We start from the raw sequence: 22207 nt of genomic DNA, 5'->3' as shown, positions 1-22207 counted from the left end.
TTTGCTGTCCCCCCGCACTACGCCCATCCCGTAATCAGGTGACGACATGCCCACGCTTTCCCGCCCCGCCGTCCTCGAGCTGATCGGCAATACGCCGCTGGTTCGGGTCAGCCGTTTTGATACCGGCCCATGCACGCTGTTTCTCAAACTTGAATCGCAAAACCCCGGTGGTTCCATCAAGGACCGCATTGGCCTGGCGATGATCGACGCCGCCGAACGCGACGGTCGCCTGAGCCCCGGCGGCACCATTATCGAAGCCACCGCCGGTAATACCGGCCTGGGCCTGGCGCTGGTGGGCCGGGCCAAGGGTTACCGGGTGGTGCTGGTGGTGCCCGACAAGATGTCCACGGAAAAGGTACTGCACCTCAAGGCCATGGGTGCTGAAGTGCACATCACGCGCTCCGATGTAGGCAAAGGCCACCCCGAGTATTACCAGGACGTGGCCGCGCGCCTGGCCAAAGACATTCCCGGCTCGTTCTTCGCCGACCAGTTCAACAACCCGGCCAACCCCCTGGCCCATGAAACCAGTACCGCACCGGAAATCTGGGCGCAAACCCAGCATGATGTGGACGCGATTGTGGTGGGCGTCGGCTCGGCTGGCACGCTGACAGGCCTGACCCGCTTTTTCAAACGTGTGCAGCCTGAGCTGGACATGGTGCTGGCCGATCCAGTCGGTTCGGTCATGGCTGAATACAGCCGCAGTGGCAAGCTGGAAACGCCCGGCTCCTGGGCCGTGGAGGGCATCGGCGAGGATTTCATCCCGTCCATTGCCGACCTCTCCAGCGTGCGCCACGCCTATTCCATCAGCGATGAGGAAAGCTTCGACCACGCCCGTCAGTTGCTGAAAGCCGAGGGCATTCTCGGCGGTTCCTCCACCGGCACCCTGCTCGCCGCCGCCTTGCGTTATTGCCGCGAACAGACCGAGCCCAAACGCGTGGTCACGTTTGTGTGCGACACCGGCACGCGCTACCTGTCCAAGGTTTACAACGACCAGTGGATGAACGACGCCGGCCTGCTGCAATACAAACACTACGGCGACCTGCGCGACCTCATCGCGCGCCGCTTCGAAGACGGCCGCGTGATCAGCGTAAGCCCTGACGACACGCTGCTCACCGCTTTCCAGCGCATGCGCCTGGCGGACGTTTCGCAATTGCCGGTGCTGGTGGACGGCAAGGATCTGGTCGGAGTGATCGACGAATCCGACATCCTGCTGGGCCTGCATCAAGATGCCACGCACTTTTCCATGACCGTGGCCGGCGCCATGACCAAAACCCTTAAAACCCTGGCCCCCGGCGCCAGCCTGGCCGAACTGCAGGCGGAACTGGATCGCGGCCTGGTCGCCATCATTGCCGACGCCTCGGGCTTCCATGGCCTGATCACCCGCGTCGACCTGCTCAACCACCTACGGAGATCCCTTGCATGAGTCAGTCCGATAAAAGCGCGTTTGCCACCCGTGTGATCCACGCCGGGCAATCACCCGACCCGACCACGGGCGCGCTGATGCCGCCGATCTACGCCAACTCCACCTACCTGCAAGACAGCCCCGGCGTGCATAAGGGCTTTGATTATGGACGCTCCCATAACCCCACGCGTTTTGCCCTGGAGCGCTGCGTGGCTGACCTGGAAGGCGGCAGCGCGGCGTTTGCCTTTGCCTCCGGGTTGGCGGCTATTGCTACGGTGCTGGAACTGCTGGACGCCGGTTCGCACATTGTTTCGGGCAACGACCTGTACGGCGGCAGCTTCCGCCTGTTCGACAAGGTGCGCCAGCGCAGCGCCGGGCACAGCTTCAGTTATGTCGATTTGAGCGACTTGCAGGCCTTCGAAGCCTCGTTGCAGGACAACACGCGCATGGTCTGGGTCGAAACCCCGAGCAACCCGCTGCTGAGCCTGACCGACCTCGGCGCGATTGCGCGCCTGTGCCGCGACCGCGGCATCATCTGCGTGGCCGACAACACCTTCGCCAGCCCGTGGATCCAGCGCCCGCTGGAGCTGGGTTTCGACATCGTGGTGCACTCCACCACCAAATACCTCAATGGCCACTCCGACGTGATCGGCGGCATCGCTATCGTCGGCGACAACCCGGACCTCGCCGAGCGTTTGGGCTTCCTGCAAAACTCGGTGGGTGCGATTGCCGGGCCGTTCGACGCCTTCCTGACCCTGCGCGGCGTCAAAACCCTGGCCTTGCGCATGGAGCGTCATTGCAGCAACGCGCTGGAACTGGCGACCTGGCTGGAAAAACAGCCGCAAGTCGCGCGCGTGCACTACCCCGGCCTGGAATCCCACCCACAGCACGCCCTGGCGAAAAAGCAGATGCGCGGCTTTGGCGGGATGATTTCGGTGGACCTGAACACTGACCTGGCGGGCGCCACACGCTTCCTCGAAAACGTGAAGATCTTCGCCCTGGCGGAAAGCCTGGGCGGCGTGGAAAGCCTGATCGAACACCCGGCGATCATGACCCACGCGAGCATTCCGGCGGCAACCCGTGCTCAATTGGGCATTGGCGACGGGCTGGTGCGGTTGTCGGTGGGCGTTGAAGACGTGGAAGACCTGAGGGCAGACCTGGCGCAGGCATTGGCAGTCATCTAAGGCCGTATCCGGTCAAACTGTGGGAGCTGGCTTGCCTGCGATAGCGGTCTGTCAGTCAACAGAAGTGCAAGCTGACTTGCCGCCATCGCAGGCAAGCCAGCTCCCACAGGTATTGCGTCAGGCTGAGGTGATGTTGGCCCGTGCGCTGTGCAGCTTTTTGTAGCTGTCGATCAAGCGCAAGTGCCGGTCCAGGCCTTCGAGCTTCATGCTGGTCGGGGTCAGGCCATGGAAACGTACGCTGCCGTCGACCGAACCGATCACGGCGTCCATCCGCTCATTGCCGAACATACGGCGGAAGTTGGCCTCGTAGTCGTCCAGTTCCAAGTCGTCGTCCAGTTCCATCTCCAGCACCGCATTCATCGCCTGATAAAACAGGCCACGGTCGGCGGTGTTGTCGTTGTATTGCAGGAACATCTCCACGCATTCCTTGGCCTCTTCATATTGCTTCAAGGCCAGGAAAATCAGCAGCTTCAACTCCAGAATGGTCAACTGGCCCCACGCCGTGTTGTCGTCGAACTCGATGCCGATCAGGGTGGTGATGTCGGTGTAGTCGTCCAGTTCGCTCTCGATCAGGCGCTCAAGCAAGCCGTGCAGCGCTTCGTCGTCGAGGCTGTGCAGGTTGAGGATATCGGCACGGAAGAACAGCGCCTTGTTGGTGTTGTCCCAGATCAGGTCGTCCACCGGGTAGATTTCCGAGTAGTCGGGCACCAGGATGCGGCACGCCTTGGCGCCCAGGTGTTCGTACACGGCCATGTAGGATTCTTTACCCATTCCTTCAAGAATGCCGAACAGCGTCGCGGCCTCCTGAACGTTGGAGTCTGCACCCTCGCCCGAGAAATCCCACTCCACAAACTCATAATCCGACTGCGCACTGAAGAAGCGCCAGGACACCACGCCGCTGGAGTCGATGAAGTGCTCGACGAAGTTGTTCGGCTCGGTCACCGCCTGGCCTTCGAAGGTCGGCTGCGGAAGGTCGTTCAAGCCCTCGAAACTGCGGCCTTGCAGCAACTCGGTGAGGCTGCGCTCCAGCGCCACTTCCAGGCTCGGGTGTGCACCAAACGAGGCGAACACACCGCCGGTCCGCGGGTTCATCAGGGTCACGCACATCACCGGGAACTCGCCGCCCAGCGACGCATCCTTGACCAGTACCGGGAAACCCTGGGCTTCAAGGCCCTGGATGCCGGCCAGAATGCTCGGGTATTTGGCCAGCACGTGCGCCGGTACGTCCGGCAAGGCGAACTCGCCTTCGATGATTTCGCGTTTCACCGCACGCTCGAAAATCTCCGACAGGCACTGCACCTGGGCTTCGGCCAGGGTATTGCCCGCGCTCATGCCGTTGCTGAGGTAAAGATTTTCGATCAGGTTGGACGGGAAATACACCACCTCGCCGTCCGACTGGCGCACAAACGGCAGCGAAACAATGCCGCGTGCTTCATTGCCCGAGTTGGTGTCGTACAGGTGCGACCCGCGCAGCTCGCCCTCGCGGTCGTAGATTTTGCGGCAATAGGCGTCGAGGATTTCACTCGGCAGCTCATCGTCAGGGCCCGGCTGGAACCAGCGCTCGTCCGGGTAATGCACGAACGGCGCGTTGGCCAGTTCTTCGCCCCAGAACTGGTCGTTGTAGAAGAAGTTGCAGTTGAGGCGCTCGATAAACTCGCCGAGCGCCGAAGCCAACGCGCCTTCCTTGGTTGCGCCCTTGCCATTGGTGAAACACATCGGCGAATGGGCGTCGCGGATATGCAGCGACCACACGTTGGGCACGATATTGCGCCACGACGCGATCTCGATTTTCATGCCCAACCCGGCCAGGATCCCGGACATGTTGGCAATGGTCTGCTCCAGTGGCAGGTCCTTACCGGCAATGTAGGTGCCCGCCTGCGAACCGGCACTCGGCATCAGCAGGGCCTGGGCATCCGCGTCGAGGTTTTCGACTTCTTCAATGACGAATTCGGGGCCGGCCTGCACCACTTTTTTCACGGTGCAACGGTCGATGGAGCGCAGGATACCCTGGCGGTCCTTGTCGGAAATATCGGCAGGCAGCTCGACCTGGATCTTGAAGATCTGGTTGTAGCGGTTTTCCGGGTCGACGATGTTGTTCTGCGACAGGCGAATATTGTCGGTGGGGATATTGCGGGTGTCGCAGTACAGCTTTACGAAGTACGCCGCGCACAACGCCGATGAAGCCAGGAAGTAATCGAACGGCCCCGGCGCCGAACCGTCGCCCTTGTAGCGAATCGGCTGGTCGGCGATCACCGTGAAATCGTCGAACTTGGCTTCAAGTCGAAGGTTGTCGAGAAAGTTGACCTTAATTTCCATGCGGGCACACCAGAATAACGAGCTAAACAAATTGGCCGCCATTATGAAGATTTTCGCCGGGAAGTCTCAGGCTTTTCCGACCTGGCTGCCGATCGGTGTTAACTTTTACCCACCTTTACTTGCAGGCATCGGCCCATGTCCATCACCGACAACCTCCTCGCGTTTACCTTTGCCGCCACTCTGCTGACCCTGACGCCTGGGCTCGACACTGCGCTGGTGCTGCGCACCGCCACGGTGGAAGGCAAACGCCAGGCGCTGCAGGCGACCCTGGGCATCAACGCCGGCTGCCTGGTGTGGGGCGCTGCCGTGGCCTTTGGCCTGGGCGCATTGATCGCGGTGTCGGAGCTTGCGTACAACGCCTTGAAATACTGTGGCGCCGCTTACCTGGCCTGGCTCGGCCTGAACATGCTGCTGCGTCCGCGCCGCTCGTTGGCCGCAGCAGACGCCGAGGCCAAGCCCAGCAACAACTGGTTCCTCAAGGGCATGCTGGGCAACGTACTGAACCCCAAGGTGGGGATTTTCTACGTGTCGTTCCTGCCGCAGTTCATCCCCCACGGCCAATCACTGATCGCCTGGACCTTTGGCCTGGTCAGCATTCACGTGGTGCTGGGGCTGGTGTGGTCGCTGGTGTTGATCGGCGCCACGCAGCCTTTGTCCGGCTTCCTGCGCCGCGAAAATGTCGTCCAGTGGATGGACCGCACCACGGGCCTGATCTTCGTGTTGTTCGCCGCGCGGCTGGCATTCAGCAAGCGCTGAGCGCAGGCCGCCTGGCCAACAGCGCCCAGGCCACCCCGACAGAACACGCGACGGCGACGGCGCCCGCCAAATACACCGACGCCACACCCGCAGCACCGGCCAGCGCGCCCGCCAGCGGGCTGCTGATGCCCAGGGCGATATCCAGAAACGCCACATACGCGCCCATCGCCAGCCCGCGTGTTTGCGGCGGTGCGCGTTTGATCGCTTCCACGCCAAACCCCGGAAACGCCAGCGAGTAACCGAAACCGGTCAACGCCGCCCCCGCATAGGCCATCAACGGCGTGCCCGCGCCCCAGATCAGCAACTGCCCCGCCGCTTCAATCAGCACACAGACCAGCGCCACCCCGGCACCGCCGAGCTTGTCCGGCAGGTGACCGAAAAAGATCCGTGCCCCGATAAACGCCACGCCAAACGCCGTAAACGCGAACGACGCATTGCCCCAATCCTTGCTCGCGAACAACAGCGCGATAAACGCCGTGATTACCCCGAACCCGATGCTCGAAAACGCCAGCCCCAGGCCCGGCAGCCACACCGCGCCGAGCACCGTGTAAAACGAGGTGCGCCGCTGGCTGGTAGGCGCAACGCCCTTGGCCCCCGCCACCATCCCCAGGGCGAGCAATGGCAACAGCATCGTGCCGACAGCGATGCCGCTGAACCCCCATAGCTGGTTGATCGCCACGCCCAACGGCGCGCCCAGCGCAAACGCGGCGTAGATCGCAATGCCGATCCAGGCCATGACCTTGCCGGCATTCTGCGGCCCGACCCGGCCCATGCCCCAGCCCATGGAACCGGTGATGATCAGGCTCTCACCCAGGGCCAGCACCACACGCCCGGCAAGCAGGATCCAGACTGACACCCCCGGGGAGTCAACAAACCCCAAGGAAGCCAGGTACAGCAAGCCGGAGCTGGCGGCCACCAGCAGGCCCGTCAACAAGGCGCGTTTGGGCCCGCGCATATCGGCAAAGTTGCCGGCCCAGGCCCGCGACAGCAACGCCGCCGCGAACTGCGCGCCCACCACCACGCCCACCACCAGCGTGCTCATGCCCAGCGTGTGGTTCAGGTGCAGCGGCAGCACGGGCAATTGCATGCCGATAATCAGGAAAGCGACGAACACCGCCAGGGTGATCGGCAGCAGTTTGAGCAGGACGTTGCCACTGTGTTGTGTCATGAAGGTGATCCTGAAAATTTGATTCAGCCGAGGCGAATGGACAATTCGATGTCATCGGCAAAAGGCACCGACAAGTAGCCGTTCTGCGGCGAGCGCACATGTTCCAGGTATTCCGGACAGTAATTGGTGTTGTCGGCCACCACCAGGGCGCCGGGGCGCAGATGCTTTTCCACCAGGTTCAATACGTCGCCGTACAACGCCTTGGCGCCGTCGAGCAACAGCAAGTCAACGGATTCCGGCAGGCCTGACGCCAGAGACACCAGCGCGTCGCCTTCGCGGATTTCGATCAGGTCACTCACGCCGCCTTCGATGAAGTGTTCACGCGCCAGGGCGATTTTCGCGGGCTCGAACTCGCTGCCAATCACCACGCCACCGCCGTTGTCACGCAAGGCCGCAGCGAGGAACAACGTAGACAAGCCAAACGAGGTGCCGAACTCGACAATCGCCCGGGCCCTGGTGCTGCGCGCCAGCATGTAGAGCAGGTTGCCGGTGTCGCGGGAGACGGGCAGCCACAGGTCCTTGAGCAGTGTGTACAGCTCGATGTATTCGGTTTTGCTGTGCATCAGGCGGTCACGTTCTTCGCGCGAGACCGCGCCGAGGCTGTCGCTGGTGGCGACACCGGCTTTGGCGTAGAGGCGTTCGATCAGCGCGGCAAGTGGAGCAGTCGTCAGGGTGGTCATGATTGATTTCCGTAGGGTCTGGACTAAGATGCGACTAATTCGTCGCATTAAAAGTATGCGAGTGATTCGTCGCATTCGCTATTCGCGTTCCCCCCACGCGCTGGAGCCGCCCATGACACACCGCCAGACCACGCGTATTTCCTCACGCAAACAACCGCAACAGGCCCGCTCCACCGAGTTGGTGGCGGCCATATTGGAGGCGGCTATTCAGGTTTTGGCCAAGGAAGGCGCCACCCGTTTCACCACTGCGAGGGTCGCCGAGAAAGCTGGTGTGAGTGTGGGGTCGGTGTATCAGTACTTCCCCAACAAGGCGGCGATTCTGTTTCGCTTGCAGAGTAATGAGTGGCAACAAACCACGCAGATGCTGCGCAAGATCCTGGAAGAACAGCAGGTCGCGCCATTGACGCGTTTGCGCACACTGGTGCACGCCTTCATTCACTCGGAGTGCGAAGAAGCGCTGATGCGCGGCGCGCTGGATGACGCAGCGCCGCTGTATCGCAATGCGCCCGAAGCCCTGCAAGTGCGGGAGGCAGGGCGTCAGATATTTCGCGACTTCATGCTGCAATTGCTCCCCCACGCGTCCGACGCCACCCGCCATCTGGCCCACGATTTGATCCAGTCGACCCTCAGTTGCGCGGGCAAGGATTTTTCCAGCACACCGCGCAGCGTGCAGGAAGTTAGTGTTTACGCCGACGGCATGGCGGACATGTTTGGCGCCTATATCAATGTGCTCAATCAGCCCTCGATTGTTTAACGGCGCGATAACTTCAGGTTCAAAAAAGTCGATTGAACGCACCTGTTAGCGATGGGAGCATCCCTTCTCATGATTTCGCTCTTGCGCTCGATCCGTCGCCACCTGCTGCCTTCCTTCCCGAAGGCGCAGGCGCATCCCTGCGAAAACCCGCTGTTCAATATTATCCTGGCCTTCTGGGCGCTGTGGCACTGCCGCCATGCGCGCCCGCCCGATACAGCCTTCTGATCACGTCGAACCGCCCTCCCCGGCATTCATTTTCAGAAGGATTACCTCATGACCGTAGCCCTACGTACTGCCGAGCGCAGCGCTTCCTATTACACCGCGAGCCTTAACGACCCGACCCAATATCCGACCTTGCAAGGCCAGGTCAGTGTGGATGTGGTGATCATCGGCGGCGGTTTCACTGGCGTGGCCAGCGCCGTGGAGCTGGCCGAACGCGGGCTCAAAGTGGCCATCGTCGAGACTCACCGTATCGGCTGGGGCGCCAGCGGGCGCAACGGCGGGCAAGTCACCGGCAGCCTGTCCGGCGATGAAGCCATGCGCCAACAGATGCGCAAACGCCTGGGCGATGAGGTGGACGATTTCATCTGGCACCTGCGCTGGCGCGGCCACGACATCATCCAGCAGCGCGTCAACAAGTACGCGATTGACTGCGATCTCAAGCAGGGTCACTTGCATGCCGCCATGAAGCCCTCGCACCTTACCGAATTACGCGCCTTTCACGACGAAGCGCAACGGCGCGGCATGGGCGACCAGGTCAGCCTGCTTGATGAAGCCGGCGTGCGTCAGCACCTGGACAGCGAGCTGTACCTTGGCGCGCTGAAAAATACGCGCAACCTGCACCTGCACCCGCTCAACCTGTGCCTGGGCGAAGCGCGTGCAGCGCATAGCCTGGGCGCGTTGATTTTCGAGAATTCCGAGGTGCTGGAAATCATCCACGGCGATCGCCCGGCCGTGGTCACCGCCGCAGGCCGTATCGACGCGCGCCAGGTCATGCTGGCGGGCGACGTGTACCACAAGCTCGAGCCCAAACAGCTCAAAGGCAAGATCTTCCCGGCCATGGGCGGCATCGTCACCACAGAACCGCTGGGCGAACTGGCTCGCAAGATCAACCCGCAGGATTTGGCGGTGTACGACTGCCGCTTCGTGCTCGACTACTACCGCCTGACCGGCGACGGCCGCCTGCTGTTCGGCGGCGGCGCCAACTATTCCGGGCGCGACTCGCGGGACATCGCCGCCGAACTGCGCCCGTGCATCGAGCGCACCTTCCCGGCGCTCAAAGGCGTGGGCATCGCGTTCCAGTGGAGCTGCGCGATGGGCATCGTAATCAACCGTGTGCCGCAACTGGGCAAGCTGTCGGACAACGTCTGGTATTGCCAAGGCTACTCCGGGCATGGCATCGCCACCAGCCACATCATGGGCGAGATCATGGCTGAAGCGCTGACCGGCACCCTCGGCAAGTTCGACACCTTTGCGGGCTGCAAACACATCAAGGTGCCGCTGGGCGACGTGTTCGGCAACCCGATGCTCGCGGCGGGCATGTGGTACTACCAGATGCTCGAAAAACTGCGCTGAGATAGAGTGCATCACCCCATCGAAGGAACGAGCCATGACGCCGCCGGACACAAACGCAACGCTGCTGATCATCGACATGCAGGAAGGCATGAACCAGCCCGCACTCGGGCGCCGGAACAACCCGAATGCCGAGTTGCAGATACAGGCTTTGCTGAGCGCATGGCGCCAGTCCGGACGCCCTGTCGTGCATGTGCGGCATATTTCGCGCACCCCCGGCTCGGTGTTCTGGCCAGGCCAGCCGGGGTGCGAATTTCAGCAGGCTCTGGTGCCACTCAAGCATGAACATGTGGTTGAGAAAAACGTTCCGGATGCGTTCATTGCCAGCGGCCTTGAACGCTGGTTGCACGCGCGCGCGATCAAGCAATTGGTGATCGCCGGCGTCATCACCAATAACTCCGTCGAAGCCACCGCGCGCTCGGCCGGCAACCTGGGTTTTGATGTGATCGTCGCCGCCGACGCCTGCTACACCTTTGATCAAACCGATCTTTGCGGTCGGCTCTGGCCTGCAGAGGACGTGCATGCGCTGTCCCTGAGCAACCTGGCAATGGACTATGCCAGGGTGCTTGAGACTGCCGAAATACTCGGTTAGGCATCAATTTCACTGCGACTGTTTCATCGGCTGAAACAGTCTCTTGATCCCCCTGATTCTTCTCTGCCGCCGCGCCAAATCAGATGATTCCCTCGCTTTCAAACCTCACTGATCTGGATGAAACCCCATGAAATTCTCCCTGAGCACCCTCGCCCTTTGCACGGCCTTGATGGTTGGCGCGACACCGGTTTTTGCCGCGTCAACCGCCCCCGTCGCCACGGCGACATCGAACGAAACCAGCTTCCACACGGTAAACGTGGACGGCATCAACCTGTTCTACCGCGAAGCCGGGCCCAAAGATGCACCGGTCATTCTGTTGTTGCATGGCTTTCCAACGTCGTCGCACATGTTCCGCAACCTCATCCCGCAACTTGCCGACCGTTATCACGTGATCGCCCCCGACTACCCAGGCTATGGCCAGAGCGACATGCCGCCCGTGGGCCAGTTCGCCTACACCTTCGATCACGTGGCGCAATTGATGAATGGTCTTACCGAAAAACTGGGTCTGGCCCATTACACGATGTACGTGCAGGACTATGGCGCACCGGTAGGCTTTCGCCTGGCCCATGACCACCCTGAACGCATCAATGCCATCGTCGTTCAGAACGGCAACGCTTATGAGGAAGGCATCAAGGGCAAATTCTGGGACCCGCTCAAAGCTTTCTGGCGCGACAAGAGCGAAGCCAACGCGGCCAAACTGCGCCCCTTCCTGGAACTGGCGGGCACGCGCTGGCACTACACCGAGGGCGTGCGCGACATGGCGCACCTGAGCCCGGATGCCTGGACGCTGGACCAGGCCTATCTGGATCGCCCCGGCAACAAGGACATTCAGATCGAGATGTTCTACAGCTACGGCTCCAACGTGAAGCTCTACCCCCAATGGCAGGCGTATTTCCGTCAATACCAGCCACCGATGCTGATTGTGTGGGGCAAGAACGACAAGTCGTTTGATGTGGAGGGTGCGCTGGCCTACAAGCGCGACTTGCCGAACGCCGAGCTGCATCTGCTGGACACCGGGCACTTTGCGCTGGAAGAGGATGGCACGCAGATTGCGCAGCTGATGCGCGCGTTTCTGGCGCGTCACTAAACGCATCAAACCTGTGGCAGGCACTGCCGTTGTGGCGAGCCCGCTCGCCACAGGAACTTTGAATCACAAGCCCTCAAGGAACCGCGCAATGTCCTGGCGAAGGTCGCCATGGGCTTGCTCCGAATAAGCCACCGCGGTTTTCCAATCGTAAAACCAGGCCGGCATTTTGCGTTTGTCGTCCGGTTCCGAGGCGTATCGAGGGAAAATATGACAGTGCAGCTCCGGCTCGGAATTGCCCAGAATCTCATAGTTCATGCGCAGCGCGCCGGTAGCTTGCAGCACAGCATCCCCAAGCCGGGCCATGTCGAGCAAATACGCGGCCCGCGCCTGTGTGTCCAGATCATTGAGGCTGGCCACTACCGGGTCGGGCAGCAACAGGCAATAACCCGGCAAAAATTGCACATCGCCCATCACCGCCCAACCCGAGGCCATGCGGCAGATGACTTTATCGTTGGCGCCATTGCGGGCCAGTTCTACGCGTTCCGTGATCAGGGGCATGCTTGTCCTTAAACGTAAAGTTCAACTCAGTCGTTTTTTCCGATATTCATCCGGCGTCTCCCCGGTGAGCTTGCGAAACATACTGATAAACGCGGATGAACTGCCATAGCCCAGATCCAGCGCCACCGCCTCCACCGACGTTCCGGCCCTGAGCCGCGCCAGCGAAGTGGTCACCTTCAGCCGCTGTTTCCACTGCGCCAATGACATGCCCAAATCCCGCTGACAGCGCCGCAGCAACGTGCGCTCGGTGGCGTTAACCAAGCGTGCCCACTCAGCCAGCGAGCGTCCATCCGCCGGGTTCTGTTCCAGCGCAGCCAGGATCGGCGCCAGGACTGGATCGGTGGAGCCCGGCAGGTAACTGCCCACCCGCGAGGCGCGATTCAAGCGATCAAGCAAAACGGTTAACAGACGGGTTTCTTCCTCGGTCTGCACCGGGCCGGGTGGCGATGCGTGCAGTTCCTCCAGCAGCTCGCGGATCAACGGCGTGATGGTCAGCGCACACGGTTCAAGGGGCAAGCGCTCGCATAACGCCGGGGCGATATAGAGCGAACAGTGGCAGGCCTCCTGATGATTCATCGCGTTGTGCTCCACCTGCGGCGGCAGCCACACGCCGTACTGCGGTGGCGCGATGAAATGCACACCGTCGAGCTTGAGCTCCATCACGCCGCTGAACGAATACACAAACTCGCCCCACGGATGGTGATGGGTCGGGTATGCGGCGGATGCAGGCATGCGCGCGGCACGAAAGTAAATCGGTGCGGGCAGTTCGTCGGTAAAGGGCGCAAGGATCACATGTTCAGCGGGTTTGTTCATGGTGGTGCTGCTTCGGGTCGATGTATTGACCTTAACTCAACTGTCGATCACCCGGCACAAATTTGCCAGCGACACAAAAACCGCTGTGGGAGCTGGCTTGCCTGCGAAAGCGGTGGCACTGCCAACAGAGATTTCGCCAGTGCCACCGCTATCGCAGCCTCGCTGGAGCTCGGTTTCGAAGGGTGCCGTCCTATTAACGGCCCAACAAGCCTGCCAGCACCTCCTTGAACGTCACCCGCCCGGCGCGCGGCACGCCTTCAAAACAAATCCAGCCTTCGTTAAATCCGTCCAGCATTTGCATGCGCGGGTGCGGGTTGTGCATACCCTGGGAGTGAAACAACCCTTCCCAGGTATCCCGTGGCACCACCTGCATACGCACCGGGTGGCCCAGCAGTTCGGTGAAGGCCTGGGCGATGCTGTCGGGAGTCACGGTTTCGGTGGCCTGCAATTCCACAACGCGTTTACCCTGCCAGGTTTCGCGCAGCAATTCGGCAGCGGTGCGGCCCACGTCGAGGGTGGCGATCATCGGAACCGGTTTATCCAGGGGTTGCAGAAAGCTTGGAATGACTCCGCTTTTGGCCGCCTCGATGTCCCACTGATGGTTTTCCATAAACCACGCCGGGCGCAGGAAGGTGATGGGCAGGTCCAACTGGTGCAGGCTCTGCTCCAGCAATTGCAACTGGTTCAGCAAGTTCGGCTGGCTCGCCTGGGCGCCGATGGTGGAGATGCACACCACTTTGCCCGGCCGAGTCATGGCCAGCGCCTGATGAATATTGGCGATGATTTCGCGGGTTTGCGGGAAGCCTTCGACCGGGTCGAAGTTGGGCGGCAGCAGAATGAACACGCCTTGGCTGTTTTTGAACGCAGCGGCCAGCGATTGCAGGTCAGTGGCGTCCGCCACTGCCACTTCGCACCCTTGCGCAGCCCAGGCGGCGCCTTTTTGGGTATCACGCACCACCACGCGCACCTGTTCATTGGCCGCCAGCAACGTGTTGGCAACAGCGGCGCCGACTTGCCCGGTAACGCCCATGATCGTGTACATCGTCAAACTCCTGTGTGTTGGCAACCGGATGTCGCCGTGGAGAAATTATTGCGTTGCCGGGCATGGCCGAGCGATAGCGTGGTTAGCATTACGTTGGTGACGAAAAATCATCAATCGGGGCTTTGAGCACCTAAACCTCCTCTCAAACCAAATATTAGTGCCCCGCAGTCATCATCGCACTGACTGCCGCGATGCCTGAAATCGGCCTCGCACTGGGTATCCTCGCCGCGTCTTTAAGCCGTTGTGCGAGGTGCGTTTCATGTCGTCGTCTACCCGTTCCCTGTCGATGCCACTCACGCTGTTGCTGGCATTTGCCTGTGCGCTGATCACGGCGGGCAGCTACTTCGCCCAGCCGTTGGGTGGTGTGATCGCCCAATCCTTCGGTTTGCCTGCCTGGGCCACCGGCCTGCCGGTGACGCTGAGCCAGATCGGTTATTGCCTGGGCTTGTTGCTGGTCGCGCCACTCGGCGACCGCCTGGAAAACCGCCGCCTGTTGACGGCCACGCTGGCCGTAGCCGCGGTCGCCCTCACGGGTGCCGGCGTGGCACCGAATTCAGCCGTTTTTCTGCTGGCGTGCCTGTGCATCGGCGGCGCGGCGATTGCGGTGCAGGCGATTGTGGTGCTCGCCGCGTCGATGGTGTCGGCGGACCGGCGCGGGACCACCGTGGGCCGAATCACCGCAGGCCTGTTGCTGGGGATTCTGTTGGCGTGGCCGGTGGCCAACCTGGTGAATCAGGTGGCGGGTTGGCGCGCGCTGTTCGTGGTTGATGGCGTATTGATCGCCAGCCTGGCACTGGTACTGCGCGGCGTGTTGCCACCGTGCCAACCACCGCAGGGGCCCGGTTATCGGGCGTTGATCGCATCGTTGTGGCCGCTGTGGCGCACGCACCCTGAACTGCGTCGGCGCGCGCTGTGCCAGGCGTTGCTGTTCGGAGTGTTCAGCCTGTTCTGGGTCAGTGTTCCGCAGGTGCTGCAACAGCGCCATGGCCTGGGCGGCACGGCGTTGGCACTGTTCGGGCTGGTGGGCGTAGGCGGTGCCCTCGCCGCGCCATTGGCCGGCTGGCTGGCCGACCGCGGTGCGGCACGACCCACTGCGTTGGCGGGCAGCCTGGCCGTGGCCGCCAGTGGAATCGGCTGGGCGCTGCTGGACAGCGTGGGCATGCTGATGGCCTGCGCGTTTTGCATCAGCGCGGGCGTACAGGCCTGCCATGTCATCTCCCAGCGCCGAGTGATGGCGCTGGACAGCCTGGCGGCCAATCGTTTGAACAGCCTGTATATCGCCACGTTTTTTATCGGCGGTGCCCTGGGTTCTGCCAGCGCTGCGCCATTGCTGTTGAGCGCGAGCTACTGGCCGGGGCTGGTCAGTGCCGGGGCCGCCCTGCTCGCTTCAATCCGGCTTGCCCGTTAACCAGCCAAGCCGCGCCGCCTGGCCTTCCAGGCTGTGCCACAGCGCACGAACCTTATCGGTCATGTTTTCAGTGCTGATCGGCGACAGCGGCACCGGTGTCTTGAACAACTTCACGTAAATGATTTCGCTGACGTGGGTGACGGCGCCACCCGCGTTCAACTCGCGGTCCGAATACGGCACGATGCCCACCGGTTCATAGTCGGCGCGTTCGATCAAACGCTGCGCCGCCCTGGACTTGAGCGTGACGATATTCCACACCATGGCAAACCCCATATGCACCGCCAGGGCGTCCATGATGTAGAGCATGAAACCGCTGGCGCCGGTGCCGCGGTGCGCCGGGTCGCAGGCGCCCACACGGTTGTAGAGCACGTTGTTGTCAGGGTTCTTTTCCAGGGCGACGGCGGCCACCATCTCACCGGCATGGCGGGCGATGAAGACGATGACGTCACGGTCATCCTCGCCGGCCAGGCACACCCGGGTGGCGTAGAAGTGCTCATCACAGAAGTAGCGCGCCGACCCCACGGTAATGTCGGGGTACCAGCGGCGAAAATGGGCGCACACCTGAGCGATGTCCTCGCGGGCCAGGCGTTCCCACTGGTAAATCGGCGGTGTGAGGGTGTCGGGGGGCAGTTGGCTCAGCTCGGGCCAGGGCTTCATCAGGATTCCTCGTCAGCTGCCGTCCCTGGCCGTTTATGCGTCGGTTTACGGGGTTACCAGGGCAGCGTTGCGCCGAGCCGGTCGGTAAAGGTCAGGCCCGGTTTGCCGGCGTGGCTTTCCACGGTTTGCACCACCAGCGGGATGCTTTCGCTGATCTCGAGCAACGCATTGGGCCCGCCCATTTGCGTGCGCACCCAGCCGGGCGCGACCAGCAAGTAAGCCAGCGAGCCTTCCTGGTGACGCGCGTAAAACGCCTTCATCAACATGTTCAGCGCCGCCTTGCTGGCGCTGTACAACTCCCACACGCCACGGTTGGCGGCAACACTGCCCAGTTCGGAAGACATCACCGCGACCACGCCGTCAGGCTCCACATTGGCGTGCAACAGCTCCAGCGCGCGCATCGGGCTCAGGGCGTTGGTGAGCAGCATGTCGACAAAGTCCTGCTCGTCGACCTGCAAGGTATTGAGCTCATTGGCTTTGCAGATGCCGGCATTGATAAACAGTGTGTTCAAGCGCGTCGCCGCCAGCCGCGCCTGCAGGGCGCGCACCGAGGCGAGGTCGGTGATGTCGACCCGTTCAAGGGTCAGGCGCTCGGGGTAACAAACTTTGAGGTTTTCCAGCTGCGGACACTCACCGCGAGCAGTGGCGATCACACGGTAGCCGCGCGCGCAATACTCCTCGGCCAGGGCCAGGCCAAGGCCGCGGGACGCACCGATGATCAGACAGGTTTTGTGGGGCATGACAGAGGTTCCTTGACTCAGGTTAAACAGACCGGCAGTGAAGCACTGCGCTTCGGCAAGCTTCAATGCCATGGCGGTCACGGGACCTGTGACGCCGCGTCATGGAATAAATGACCATTCGCCGCTATCGCTTGTCGTTTTGGCACTACATCCCGCATTTGGGCCGCCCTCACACTGACGCCATTCAGTCAGAGGAGCCCAACTGTGAACACCCGCCAGCCCATCGATAAACTCGCCGCCCTGCTGATGATCGTGATCAGCGCCATTTGGGGCCTGCAACAGGTCGCGATCAAAGTGACCGCCGGGGACATTGCGCCCGTGCTGCAAATCGCCGTGCGCTCGGGGGTCGCCGCCGCGTTGGTCGGTGCCCTGTTGATGCTGCGCCGTTACCGCGTGCAATGCCGCCTGGACACCTGGCGCGGCGGCGTGATCGTCGGGCTGTTGTTTGGCGTGGAGTACATCGCGGTGTCGGTGGGCTTGAGCTACACCTCGGCGGCGCACATGGTGATTTTCCTGTACACCGCACCGATATTCGCCGCCATTGGCTTGCACCTGCGCTTTGCCAGCGAGCGCCTGAGCGGCGTGCAATGGCTGGGCATCGGCATTGCGTTTATCGGCATTGCCGTGGCGTTCTACGCACCCGCTGCGCCGGGCGAAGGCCTGATCACCCCGCAACGGATCGGCGATGCGCTGGGCGTGGTGGGTGCCATCGCCTGGGGCGCGACCACCTTGAGCATTCGCTGCTCGAAACTGGCTCAGGCGCCCGCGCCGCTCACGCTGTTTTACCAATTGGCCGGCGCCTGCGTAATCCTCGCCGGCGTGGCGGTGGTGACCGGGCAAACCGCCTTGCACCTCTCGGGCATCGCCGTTGCGAGCCTCGCGTTCCAGACGCTGGTGTTTTCGTTTCTCAGCCTGCTGGTGTGGTTCTGGTTGCTCGGGCGCTACCTGGCCTCTCGGCTGGGTGTGCTGTCATTCCTCACGCCGCTGTTTGGCGTGGTGTTCGGTGTGTGGCTGCTGGACGAACCGCTGGACACCTCTTTCGTGCTGGGATCGCTGTTAGTGCTCGTCGGCATTGTGGTGGTCAGCGGGCACGACCTGCTGCGCTCGCACGAGGCCGCCGTGAGGCAGCCGACGTGACGGGAGGAAGGATTTGAGGCGCCGAACGTCTCAACCGCAATGGCTGTGAAAGTCAGCGATCTGCTGCCACATGGCGACTGGGTTGGAATACATCGGGAAGTGCCCGCACTCGGCGATCGGTGCCAGACGCACGCCCCGGGCCTGGATATGCGCCAGGTAGGACAGCGTGGCGTTTTGCTCGCCATACATGAACATCTTCGGGAGAGGCAGGCCGAGGAATTTGCCCATCAGGTCGCCGTGGTCGGACAGCTCGACCATCGACTGGAAAATCCCGCGTACCGCCCCGGCCCGCACCTTGTGGCGCAGGCTCGCCGAATACAGCGCGCTGGCGTAGGCCGGCGCATGTCGGGTGCGCTCGATAAAGGCACTGAAAAACGCTTCGGGATCGTTCGCCGGAAAGTCGACAATCTGCCGGCTGAGAAAACAGTCCTCAGGGGCAATATTGCCTTCGATATCGGTAAAGCTCAGCACCCGGCCGGGGAAACGGTGGGCCAGCATCAGGGCCGTCAAACCGCCCATGGAATGGCCGACCAGATGGAAGCGCTGGAGATCGAAATGCTCCAGCACCTGCAGTGCGGTTTCCAGCAGGAAAGGGATGCCGATTTTCGACAGGTCGGCGCACTGGCTTTCGCCGCAACCGGGCGCGTCATAAGCGACGAAGGGGTGCCCGTCGAATGCCGGGTGCAGGACGATATCGGCGTAGTCCTCCTTGGTCGAGCCAAAGCCGTGCAGGAACACGATGGGCGCACGCTCGCCCTGGCGATGCAGGGCGGCGATGTTCAGCGCAACGCCTTCTACCGTCAGCGGCAAAACGGTGTGGACAAACGACATGGTGGGGCTCCTTGAACGGTCAGGCTGCCAATCTCAAGGGTTTTTGGCCAGGTGTAAATAACGGAAACCGGAACGCATTCATACGCCAATCGTATGAGCCTGGAATTGCGCCACCAGCTCGGTCACCAAGGGGTTCGGGCGCTCGCTGTTCCACGCCACGGCAGCGGTCACCACATTCAGTTTTTGCGTCAGCGGGCGCAGCACCACGTTGTCCGGCGCGAGCTTTTTCAGCGACGCCGGCACCAGCGCGATGCCCTGGCCACAGCTGACAAACGCGATCTGTGACGCCACCGAACGCACTTCGTGCAACACCCGCGGCGAAAACCCGCTGGCGCGGCACGTGGCAATCAGGTTATCGAAATACACCGGGCTGACCTTGCGCGAAAACATCACCAGCGGCTCGCTGGCCAGGCTTGCCAGGCTGACACGGCTGCGCGCCGCCAGCAGATGGGTGCTCGGCAAGGCCACCATCAGGCGGTCTTCCTGCAGCGGCAGCGACTGAATCGCCGGGCCGAGGTCGCCGTCGAGCCGGGCGAAAGCCAGGTCGATATCCCCTGCTTCCAGCGCGGGCACCGCCTCGACGCTGTCGATTTCCCGCACCGATACTGTCAAGTGCGGGTATTGCTGCTTGAGGTGGTCGATCAGGCCGGGCAACACGTCAAACATTGCCGTGGAAATCGCGCCGATGGTCAACATGCCCGACTGCCCCGCCACCGCCTCCTCCACCGCCAGCTCAAGGCGCTCCAACTGCTCGGCGAACTTGCGCACCGCCGGCAGGATCGCCGCGCCCACCGGCGTCAACTTGGCGCCACGCCGGGAACGGTCGAACAGCGTGACCTTGAGCGCCTGCTCGAGCACCTGGATCTGCTCGCTCAAAGGCGGTTGTGACATGCCCAGGCGCTTGGCGGCGCGGCCAAAGTTTTGCTCTTCGGCCACAGCGAGGAACAGCCACAAGTGGCGAATCAGTCGGAAGTTAATCATGGGCGGTCCATAGGCTGGGCGTATGTATCGAGAGGTTTGGCGCCAATATACCTATGTATTTATGCCTCAGGAACCGATGGCTTCTGTGGCAAGCGCGCTCGCCATACAAACGTTCAGCCGTGCAGTTGCTTCGCGGCGGTTAGCAAACCCTGGAATTTACGATAGCGACTCTCAAGCACCGTTTTGTGCGAGGCATCCGGGAAGTACCGTGCCTTGACCGGCATGCCCTCGCGCAACAACCCTTCCCCTTGCCCGATCGCCAGAAACCCCAGCTTCGCCGCGCCGATACACGCACTCAACTCGCTGCCGTGCAGCGTGAAAACCTCCCGTTGCAGGATGTTCGCCAGCAATTGCGCCCAATATTCGCTACGTGCGCCGCCACCCACCAGTGCGCAAGCCCCCACGCTGGCGCCTGCCGATTGCACGGCATGCAGTGCGTCGAGCAAACCAAAGCCCACGCCTTCCATCACCGCGTAACCGAGCATCGCCGGTGTGCAATCGTGGCCCAGGTTCATAAAGCCGCCGCGCAGCAAAGGGTCGTTGTGAGGCGTGCGCTCTCCGGCGAGGTACGGCAGGAACAGCGGCGTATCCAACGGCACAGGCTGTGCAATTGGCAATTGCGCCTGTACGTGGTCCAGCAAGGTTTGTTCATCGGCGGTGCCGGTCAGGCGAGTGACCCAGCGCAGGCAACTGGCACCGGCGAGCATGGCGCCCATGGTGTACCAGCGGTCCGGCAGCGCATGGCAGAAACTGTGGACCGCACTGGCCGGGTTGCCGGCGGCGTGATCGGTAATCGCGACAACGGCTGCACTGGTGCCGAGGGTGATGAAACCGTCTCCTGCGTTAATTGCGCCGATACCGACGGCGGCGACCGGGTTGTCGCCACCACCACCGGCAATCACCACGCCTTCAGGCAAGCCCAGCCCGCGCGCGGTGACAAAGCCGGCGGCCGCGCCACCTTCCACCAGCCTCGGCATGTGCGCAGGTGTCAGCCCCGTGGCGCGCAGCATCGGCGCAAACCATTCCCGGCGTGCCACCTCCAGCCACAACGTGCCGGCAGCGTCCGACATCTCGCTGATGCGCTCGCCACTCAGGCGCAGGCGCAGGTAATCCTTGGGCGACAGCACGCAATCAATCGCGTTGAACACGTCGGGCTCATGCCGTTGCAGCCATAGCAGTTTCGGCGCCGTAAGCCCGGCCATGGGCAGGCTGCCGGTCGCCTCGGCAAAGCCCGCGCCGAGCTGTTCAGCCTCGGCCACGGCACGCGAGTCGTCCCACAAAATCGCCGGGTACAGCACGCGGTTGTCATGCCCGAGCAACACCGCACCGTGCATCTGGCCGGACAAGCCGATGCACGCCACGTGTTGAAAGGCTTCGTGTTCGCGCAACACACTCAGCGCCTGCAAACAGGCTTGCCACCAGTCTTGCGGCGCCTGCTCGGACCAGCCGCTGTGACGGCGCGTGACGCTCAGGCGCACGCCCGTGCGGGCCAGCACGGCGCCGTCGGCATCCATCAAAATCGCCTTGAGTTCGGAAGTGCCCAGATCAATACCCAGGGAAACAGGACGGCTCATACGCAGGTCATTCCAGTCAGATACAGCCACATGAATTACGCACCTGCAGGCACGGCGCCAGGCGCACGCTTTGGGTGGGTGCGGCGGGTGCTGCCATGCGCTGCAACAGCAATTGCACCGCGCGGGCGCCGAGTTCCTTGACCGGCTGCGCGATCAGGGTCAGGCGCGGCACGAAAAAATCCGCCCAGTCAAAATCATCAAAACCGACCAGGGCCATCTGCCCCGGCACCTCGATACGCGCGTTGCGCAGCGCGTGCATGGCGCCCAGCGTCATCAGGTTATTGCCGGCCATGATCGCCGTCGGCGGCACTGCCAGGGCCAACAGCTGCGCCGTTGCAACCCGCGCCGGTTCGCTGTTGGAACCACCGTTGACCAGCAATTGTGCGTCGAAGGCCAAGCCCGCCGCCTGCAAGGCGGCGCGATAACCCGCCACGCGCTCATCCGTAGTCCCCAGCCCCGGGCGCCCGGCGATAAAGCCGATACGCCGGTGCCCATGCTCAATCAAATGCGTCACCAGTGCTTGAGTCGATTGGGTGTTCTCCACCCCGACCTGATCAAACCGCTCGCTCATCATGCGGTCCACCAGCACCGTCGGCATCTCGTTGGCCTGCAAATACTCCAGGGCCTGGGAACCGGTGGACGGTGCCAGCAGAATCCCGTCGACCCGCCGGTGATGCAACGCCGTGACCACCCGCAGCTCCTGCTCCGGGTCATCGTGGGTGTCGACGAACAGCATCATGTAGCCGTGCTTGGCACACTCGGTTTCAATCGCGTGCACCGTCTCGCTGAAGTAGTGGTTGGACAGCGCCGAAATCGCCACGCCAATCGTGCTGGTGCTGGAGCGGGCCAGCGAACGCGCCAGGGTGTTGGGGATGTAACCCAATGCCTGAATCGCTTGCTGCACCGCCTGCACCGTGGCCGGGCTGACCTTGCGCGTGCCGTTCAACACATGGGACACGGTCGACGTCGACACCCCTGCCCTGCTTGCCACGTCATCCATGGTGACCACAGCGGC

At 62.4% G+C, this 22207-nt stretch carries 22 protein-coding genes; 10 read left to right on the top strand and 12 right to left on the bottom strand.

The window, feature by feature from the left end; translation table 11 throughout:
- Window positions 1-46: 46 nt before the first annotated feature.
- On the top strand, window positions 47-1423 hold the full coding sequence (locus ATI14_RS21975; protein ID WP_016970164.1) for a pyridoxal-phosphate dependent enzyme: 1377 nt from the start codon (window positions 47-49) through the stop codon (window positions 1421-1423).
- A complete protein-coding gene (locus ATI14_RS21970; protein WP_016970165.1) occupies window positions 1420-2586 on the top strand; it encodes a cystathionine gamma-synthase in 1167 nt (388 codons plus the stop codon). Before ATI14_RS21975 ends, ATI14_RS21970 begins: the two co-directional genes overlap by 4 nt.
- 117 nt (window positions 2587-2703) lie before the next feature.
- On the opposite strand, the gene ATI14_RS21965 is transcribed toward ATI14_RS21970, so the two are convergent.
- The gene (locus ATI14_RS21965) at window positions 2704-4902 is read right to left on the bottom strand and encodes an OsmC domain/YcaO domain-containing protein (protein WP_016970166.1); all 2199 of its coding nucleotides are present in this window, start codon (window positions 4900-4902) and stop codon (window positions 2704-2706) included.
- 135 nt (window positions 4903-5037) lie between these two features.
- Here ATI14_RS21965 and ATI14_RS21960 point away from each other — a divergent pair, with 135 nt between their 5' ends.
- On the top strand, window positions 5038-5658 hold the full coding sequence (locus ATI14_RS21960; protein ID WP_016970167.1) for a LysE family translocator: 621 nt from the start codon (window positions 5038-5040) through the stop codon (window positions 5656-5658).
- Here the strand turns inward: ATI14_RS21960 and ATI14_RS21955 are convergent.
- On the bottom strand, window positions 5645-6826 hold the full coding sequence (locus ATI14_RS21955) for an arabinose transporter (protein ID WP_080520197.1): 1182 nt from the start codon (window positions 6824-6826) through the stop codon (window positions 5645-5647). The two genes, ATI14_RS21960 and ATI14_RS21955, sit on opposite strands and share 14 nt — an antisense overlap.
- A gap of 23 nt (window positions 6827-6849) precedes the next feature.
- On the bottom strand, window positions 6850-7506 hold the full coding sequence (locus ATI14_RS21950; RefSeq protein ID WP_016970169.1) for an O-methyltransferase: 657 nt from the start codon (window positions 7504-7506) through the stop codon (window positions 6850-6852).
- Between the two features lie 112 nt (window positions 7507-7618).
- Between ATI14_RS21950 and ATI14_RS21945 the strand changes: the two genes are divergently transcribed.
- From ATI14_RS21945 to ATI14_RS21930, 5 genes are all read left to right on the top strand, one after another.
- Window positions 7619-8260 carry a TetR/AcrR family transcriptional regulator gene (locus ATI14_RS21945; protein WP_016970170.1) on the top strand — a complete coding sequence of 214 codons (642 nt, stop codon included), beginning with the start codon at window positions 7619-7621 and terminating at the stop codon, window positions 8258-8260.
- A gap of 69 nt (window positions 8261-8329) precedes the next feature.
- Complete coding sequence (locus ATI14_RS31465; RefSeq protein ID WP_016970171.1) at window positions 8330-8485, top strand: hypothetical protein; 156 nt, start codon at window positions 8330-8332, stop codon at window positions 8483-8485.
- Between the two features lie 48 nt (window positions 8486-8533).
- Complete coding sequence (locus ATI14_RS21940) at window positions 8534-9835, top strand: NAD(P)/FAD-dependent oxidoreductase (protein WP_016970172.1); 1302 nt, start codon at window positions 8534-8536, stop codon at window positions 9833-9835.
- A gap of 34 nt (window positions 9836-9869) precedes the next feature.
- Window positions 9870-10424 carry a cysteine hydrolase family protein gene (locus ATI14_RS21935; RefSeq protein ID WP_016970173.1) on the top strand — a complete coding sequence of 185 codons (555 nt, stop codon included), beginning with the start codon at window positions 9870-9872 and terminating at the stop codon, window positions 10422-10424.
- A gap of 127 nt (window positions 10425-10551) precedes the next feature.
- The gene (locus tag ATI14_RS21930; protein ID WP_016970174.1) at window positions 10552-11511 is read left to right on the top strand and encodes an alpha/beta fold hydrolase; all 960 of its coding nucleotides are present in this window, start codon (window positions 10552-10554) and stop codon (window positions 11509-11511) included.
- A 63-nt stretch (window positions 11512-11574) separates the two neighbouring features.
- Here ATI14_RS21930 and ATI14_RS21925 read toward each other — a convergent pair whose 3' ends face one another.
- The 3 genes from ATI14_RS21925 to ATI14_RS21915 form a co-directional block, all read right to left on the bottom strand.
- The gene (locus ATI14_RS21925; protein WP_016970175.1) at window positions 11575-12009 is read right to left on the bottom strand and encodes an HIT family protein; all 435 of its coding nucleotides are present in this window, start codon (window positions 12007-12009) and stop codon (window positions 11575-11577) included.
- Between the two features lie 21 nt (window positions 12010-12030).
- The gene (locus ATI14_RS21920) at window positions 12031-12822 is read right to left on the bottom strand and encodes an AraC family transcriptional regulator (protein WP_016970176.1); all 792 of its coding nucleotides are present in this window, start codon (window positions 12820-12822) and stop codon (window positions 12031-12033) included.
- Between the two features lie 193 nt (window positions 12823-13015).
- A complete protein-coding gene (locus ATI14_RS21915) occupies window positions 13016-13864 on the bottom strand; it encodes an NmrA family NAD(P)-binding protein (protein WP_016970177.1) in 849 nt (282 codons plus the stop codon).
- A 259-nt stretch (window positions 13865-14123) separates the two neighbouring features.
- Here ATI14_RS21915 and ATI14_RS21910 point away from each other — a divergent pair, with 259 nt between their 5' ends.
- Window positions 14124-15272 (top strand): MFS transporter, encoded by a 1149-nt coding sequence (locus tag ATI14_RS21910; RefSeq protein ID WP_080520198.1) that lies wholly within the window; start codon window positions 14124-14126, stop codon window positions 15270-15272.
- Here ATI14_RS21910 and ATI14_RS21905 read toward each other — a convergent pair.
- Window positions 15252-15929, bottom strand: coding sequence for a GNAT family N-acetyltransferase (locus tag ATI14_RS21905; RefSeq protein ID WP_016970179.1), 678 nt, complete (start codon window positions 15927-15929; stop codon window positions 15252-15254). The two genes, ATI14_RS21910 and ATI14_RS21905, sit on opposite strands and share 21 nt — an antisense overlap.
- A gap of 53 nt (window positions 15930-15982) precedes the next feature.
- Window positions 15983-16669: an SDR family NAD(P)-dependent oxidoreductase gene (locus ATI14_RS21900; protein ID WP_016970181.1), complete on the bottom strand. Its 687-nt coding sequence runs from the start codon at window positions 16667-16669 to the stop codon at window positions 15983-15985.
- 204 nt (window positions 16670-16873) lie between these two features.
- Between ATI14_RS21900 and ATI14_RS21895 the strand changes: the two genes are divergently transcribed.
- The gene (locus tag ATI14_RS21895) at window positions 16874-17806 is read left to right on the top strand and encodes a DMT family transporter (RefSeq protein WP_016970182.1); all 933 of its coding nucleotides are present in this window, start codon (window positions 16874-16876) and stop codon (window positions 17804-17806) included.
- A gap of 30 nt (window positions 17807-17836) precedes the next feature.
- Here ATI14_RS21895 and ATI14_RS21890 read toward each other — a convergent pair whose 3' ends face one another.
- The 4 genes from ATI14_RS21890 to ATI14_RS21875 all read right to left on the bottom strand — a co-directional run bounded on the left by ATI14_RS21890 (window position 17837) and on the right by ATI14_RS21875 (window position 22201).
- Window positions 17837-18637 carry an alpha/beta fold hydrolase gene (locus tag ATI14_RS21890; protein ID WP_016970184.1) on the bottom strand — a complete coding sequence of 267 codons (801 nt, stop codon included), beginning with the start codon at window positions 18635-18637 and terminating at the stop codon, window positions 17837-17839.
- A gap of 78 nt (window positions 18638-18715) precedes the next feature.
- The gene (locus ATI14_RS21885) at window positions 18716-19618 is read right to left on the bottom strand and encodes a LysR family transcriptional regulator (RefSeq protein WP_016970185.1); all 903 of its coding nucleotides are present in this window, start codon (window positions 19616-19618) and stop codon (window positions 18716-18718) included.
- A 113-nt stretch (window positions 19619-19731) separates the two neighbouring features.
- On the bottom strand, window positions 19732-21192 hold the full coding sequence (xylB, locus tag ATI14_RS21880; protein ID WP_016970186.1) for a xylulokinase: 1461 nt from the start codon (window positions 21190-21192) through the stop codon (window positions 19732-19734).
- A 16-nt stretch (window positions 21193-21208) separates the two neighbouring features.
- The gene (locus ATI14_RS21875; protein ID WP_016970187.1) at window positions 21209-22201 is read right to left on the bottom strand and encodes a LacI family DNA-binding transcriptional regulator; all 993 of its coding nucleotides are present in this window, start codon (window positions 22199-22201) and stop codon (window positions 21209-21211) included.
- Between the last annotated feature and the right edge of the window lie 6 nt (window positions 22202-22207).

Origin of the sequence: Pseudomonas tolaasii NCPPB 2192 (assembly GCF_002813445.1) — a bacterium.
Taxonomy (GTDB): domain Bacteria; phylum Pseudomonadota; class Gammaproteobacteria; order Pseudomonadales; family Pseudomonadaceae; genus Aquipseudomonas; species Aquipseudomonas tolaasii.
Note: the sequence above shows the minus strand (reverse complement) of the source record. Positions and strands in the feature narration are given on the sequence as shown.

Excerpts from the sequence above, each read along its gene's own strand:
- ATI14_RS21970 (WP_016970165.1), top strand. The coding sequence starts at position 1,420 with ATGAGTCAGTCCGATAAAAGCGCGTTTGCCACCCGTGTGATCCACGCC.
- ATI14_RS21910 (WP_080520198.1), top strand. The coding sequence starts at position 14,124 with ATGTCGTCGTCTACCCGTTCCCTGTCGATGCCACTCACGCTGTTGCTG.
- ATI14_RS21925 (WP_016970175.1), bottom strand. The coding sequence starts at position 12,009 with ATGCCCCTGATCACGGAACGCGTAGAACTGGCCCGCAATGGCGCCAAC.
- ATI14_RS21955 (WP_080520197.1), bottom strand. The coding sequence starts at position 6,826 with ATGACACAACACAGTGGCAACGTCCTGCTCAAACTGCTGCCGATCACC.
- ATI14_RS21890 (WP_016970184.1), bottom strand. The coding sequence starts at position 18,637 with ATGTCGTTTGTCCACACCGTTTTGCCGCTGACGGTAGAAGGCGTTGCG.
- ATI14_RS21885 (WP_016970185.1), bottom strand. The coding sequence starts at position 19,618 with ATGATTAACTTCCGACTGATTCGCCACTTGTGGCTGTTCCTCGCTGTG.
- ATI14_RS21915 (WP_016970177.1), bottom strand. The coding sequence starts at position 13,864 with ATGTACACGATCATGGGCGTTACCGGGCAAGTCGGCGCCGCTGTTGCC.
- ATI14_RS21905 (WP_016970179.1), bottom strand. The coding sequence starts at position 15,929 with ATGAAGCCCTGGCCCGAGCTGAGCCAACTGCCCCCCGACACCCTCACA.
- ATI14_RS31465 (WP_016970171.1), top strand. The coding sequence starts at position 8,330 with ATGATTTCGCTCTTGCGCTCGATCCGTCGCCACCTGCTGCCTTCCTTC.
- ATI14_RS21940 (WP_016970172.1), top strand. The coding sequence starts at position 8,534 with ATGACCGTAGCCCTACGTACTGCCGAGCGCAGCGCTTCCTATTACACC.
- ATI14_RS21960 (WP_016970167.1), top strand. The coding sequence starts at position 5,038 with ATGTCCATCACCGACAACCTCCTCGCGTTTACCTTTGCCGCCACTCTG.
- ATI14_RS21920 (WP_016970176.1), bottom strand. The coding sequence starts at position 12,822 with ATGAACAAACCCGCTGAACATGTGATCCTTGCGCCCTTTACCGACGAA.
- ATI14_RS21965 (WP_016970166.1), bottom strand. The coding sequence starts at position 4,902 with ATGGAAATTAAGGTCAACTTTCTCGACAACCTTCGACTTGAAGCCAAG.
- ATI14_RS21900 (WP_016970181.1), bottom strand. The coding sequence starts at position 16,669 with ATGCCCCACAAAACCTGTCTGATCATCGGTGCGTCCCGCGGCCTTGGC.
- ATI14_RS21945 (WP_016970170.1), top strand. The coding sequence starts at position 7,619 with ATGACACACCGCCAGACCACGCGTATTTCCTCACGCAAACAACCGCAA.
- ATI14_RS21930 (WP_016970174.1), top strand. The coding sequence starts at position 10,552 with ATGAAATTCTCCCTGAGCACCCTCGCCCTTTGCACGGCCTTGATGGTT.
- ATI14_RS21950 (WP_016970169.1), bottom strand. The coding sequence starts at position 7,506 with ATGACCACCCTGACGACTGCTCCACTTGCCGCGCTGATCGAACGCCTC.
- xylB (WP_016970186.1), bottom strand. The coding sequence starts at position 21,192 with ATGAGCCGTCCTGTTTCCCTGGGTATTGATCTGGGCACTTCCGAACTC.
- ATI14_RS21935 (WP_016970173.1), top strand. The coding sequence starts at position 9,870 with ATGACGCCGCCGGACACAAACGCAACGCTGCTGATCATCGACATGCAG.
- ATI14_RS21975 (WP_016970164.1), top strand. The coding sequence starts at position 47 with ATGCCCACGCTTTCCCGCCCCGCCGTCCTCGAGCTGATCGGCAATACG.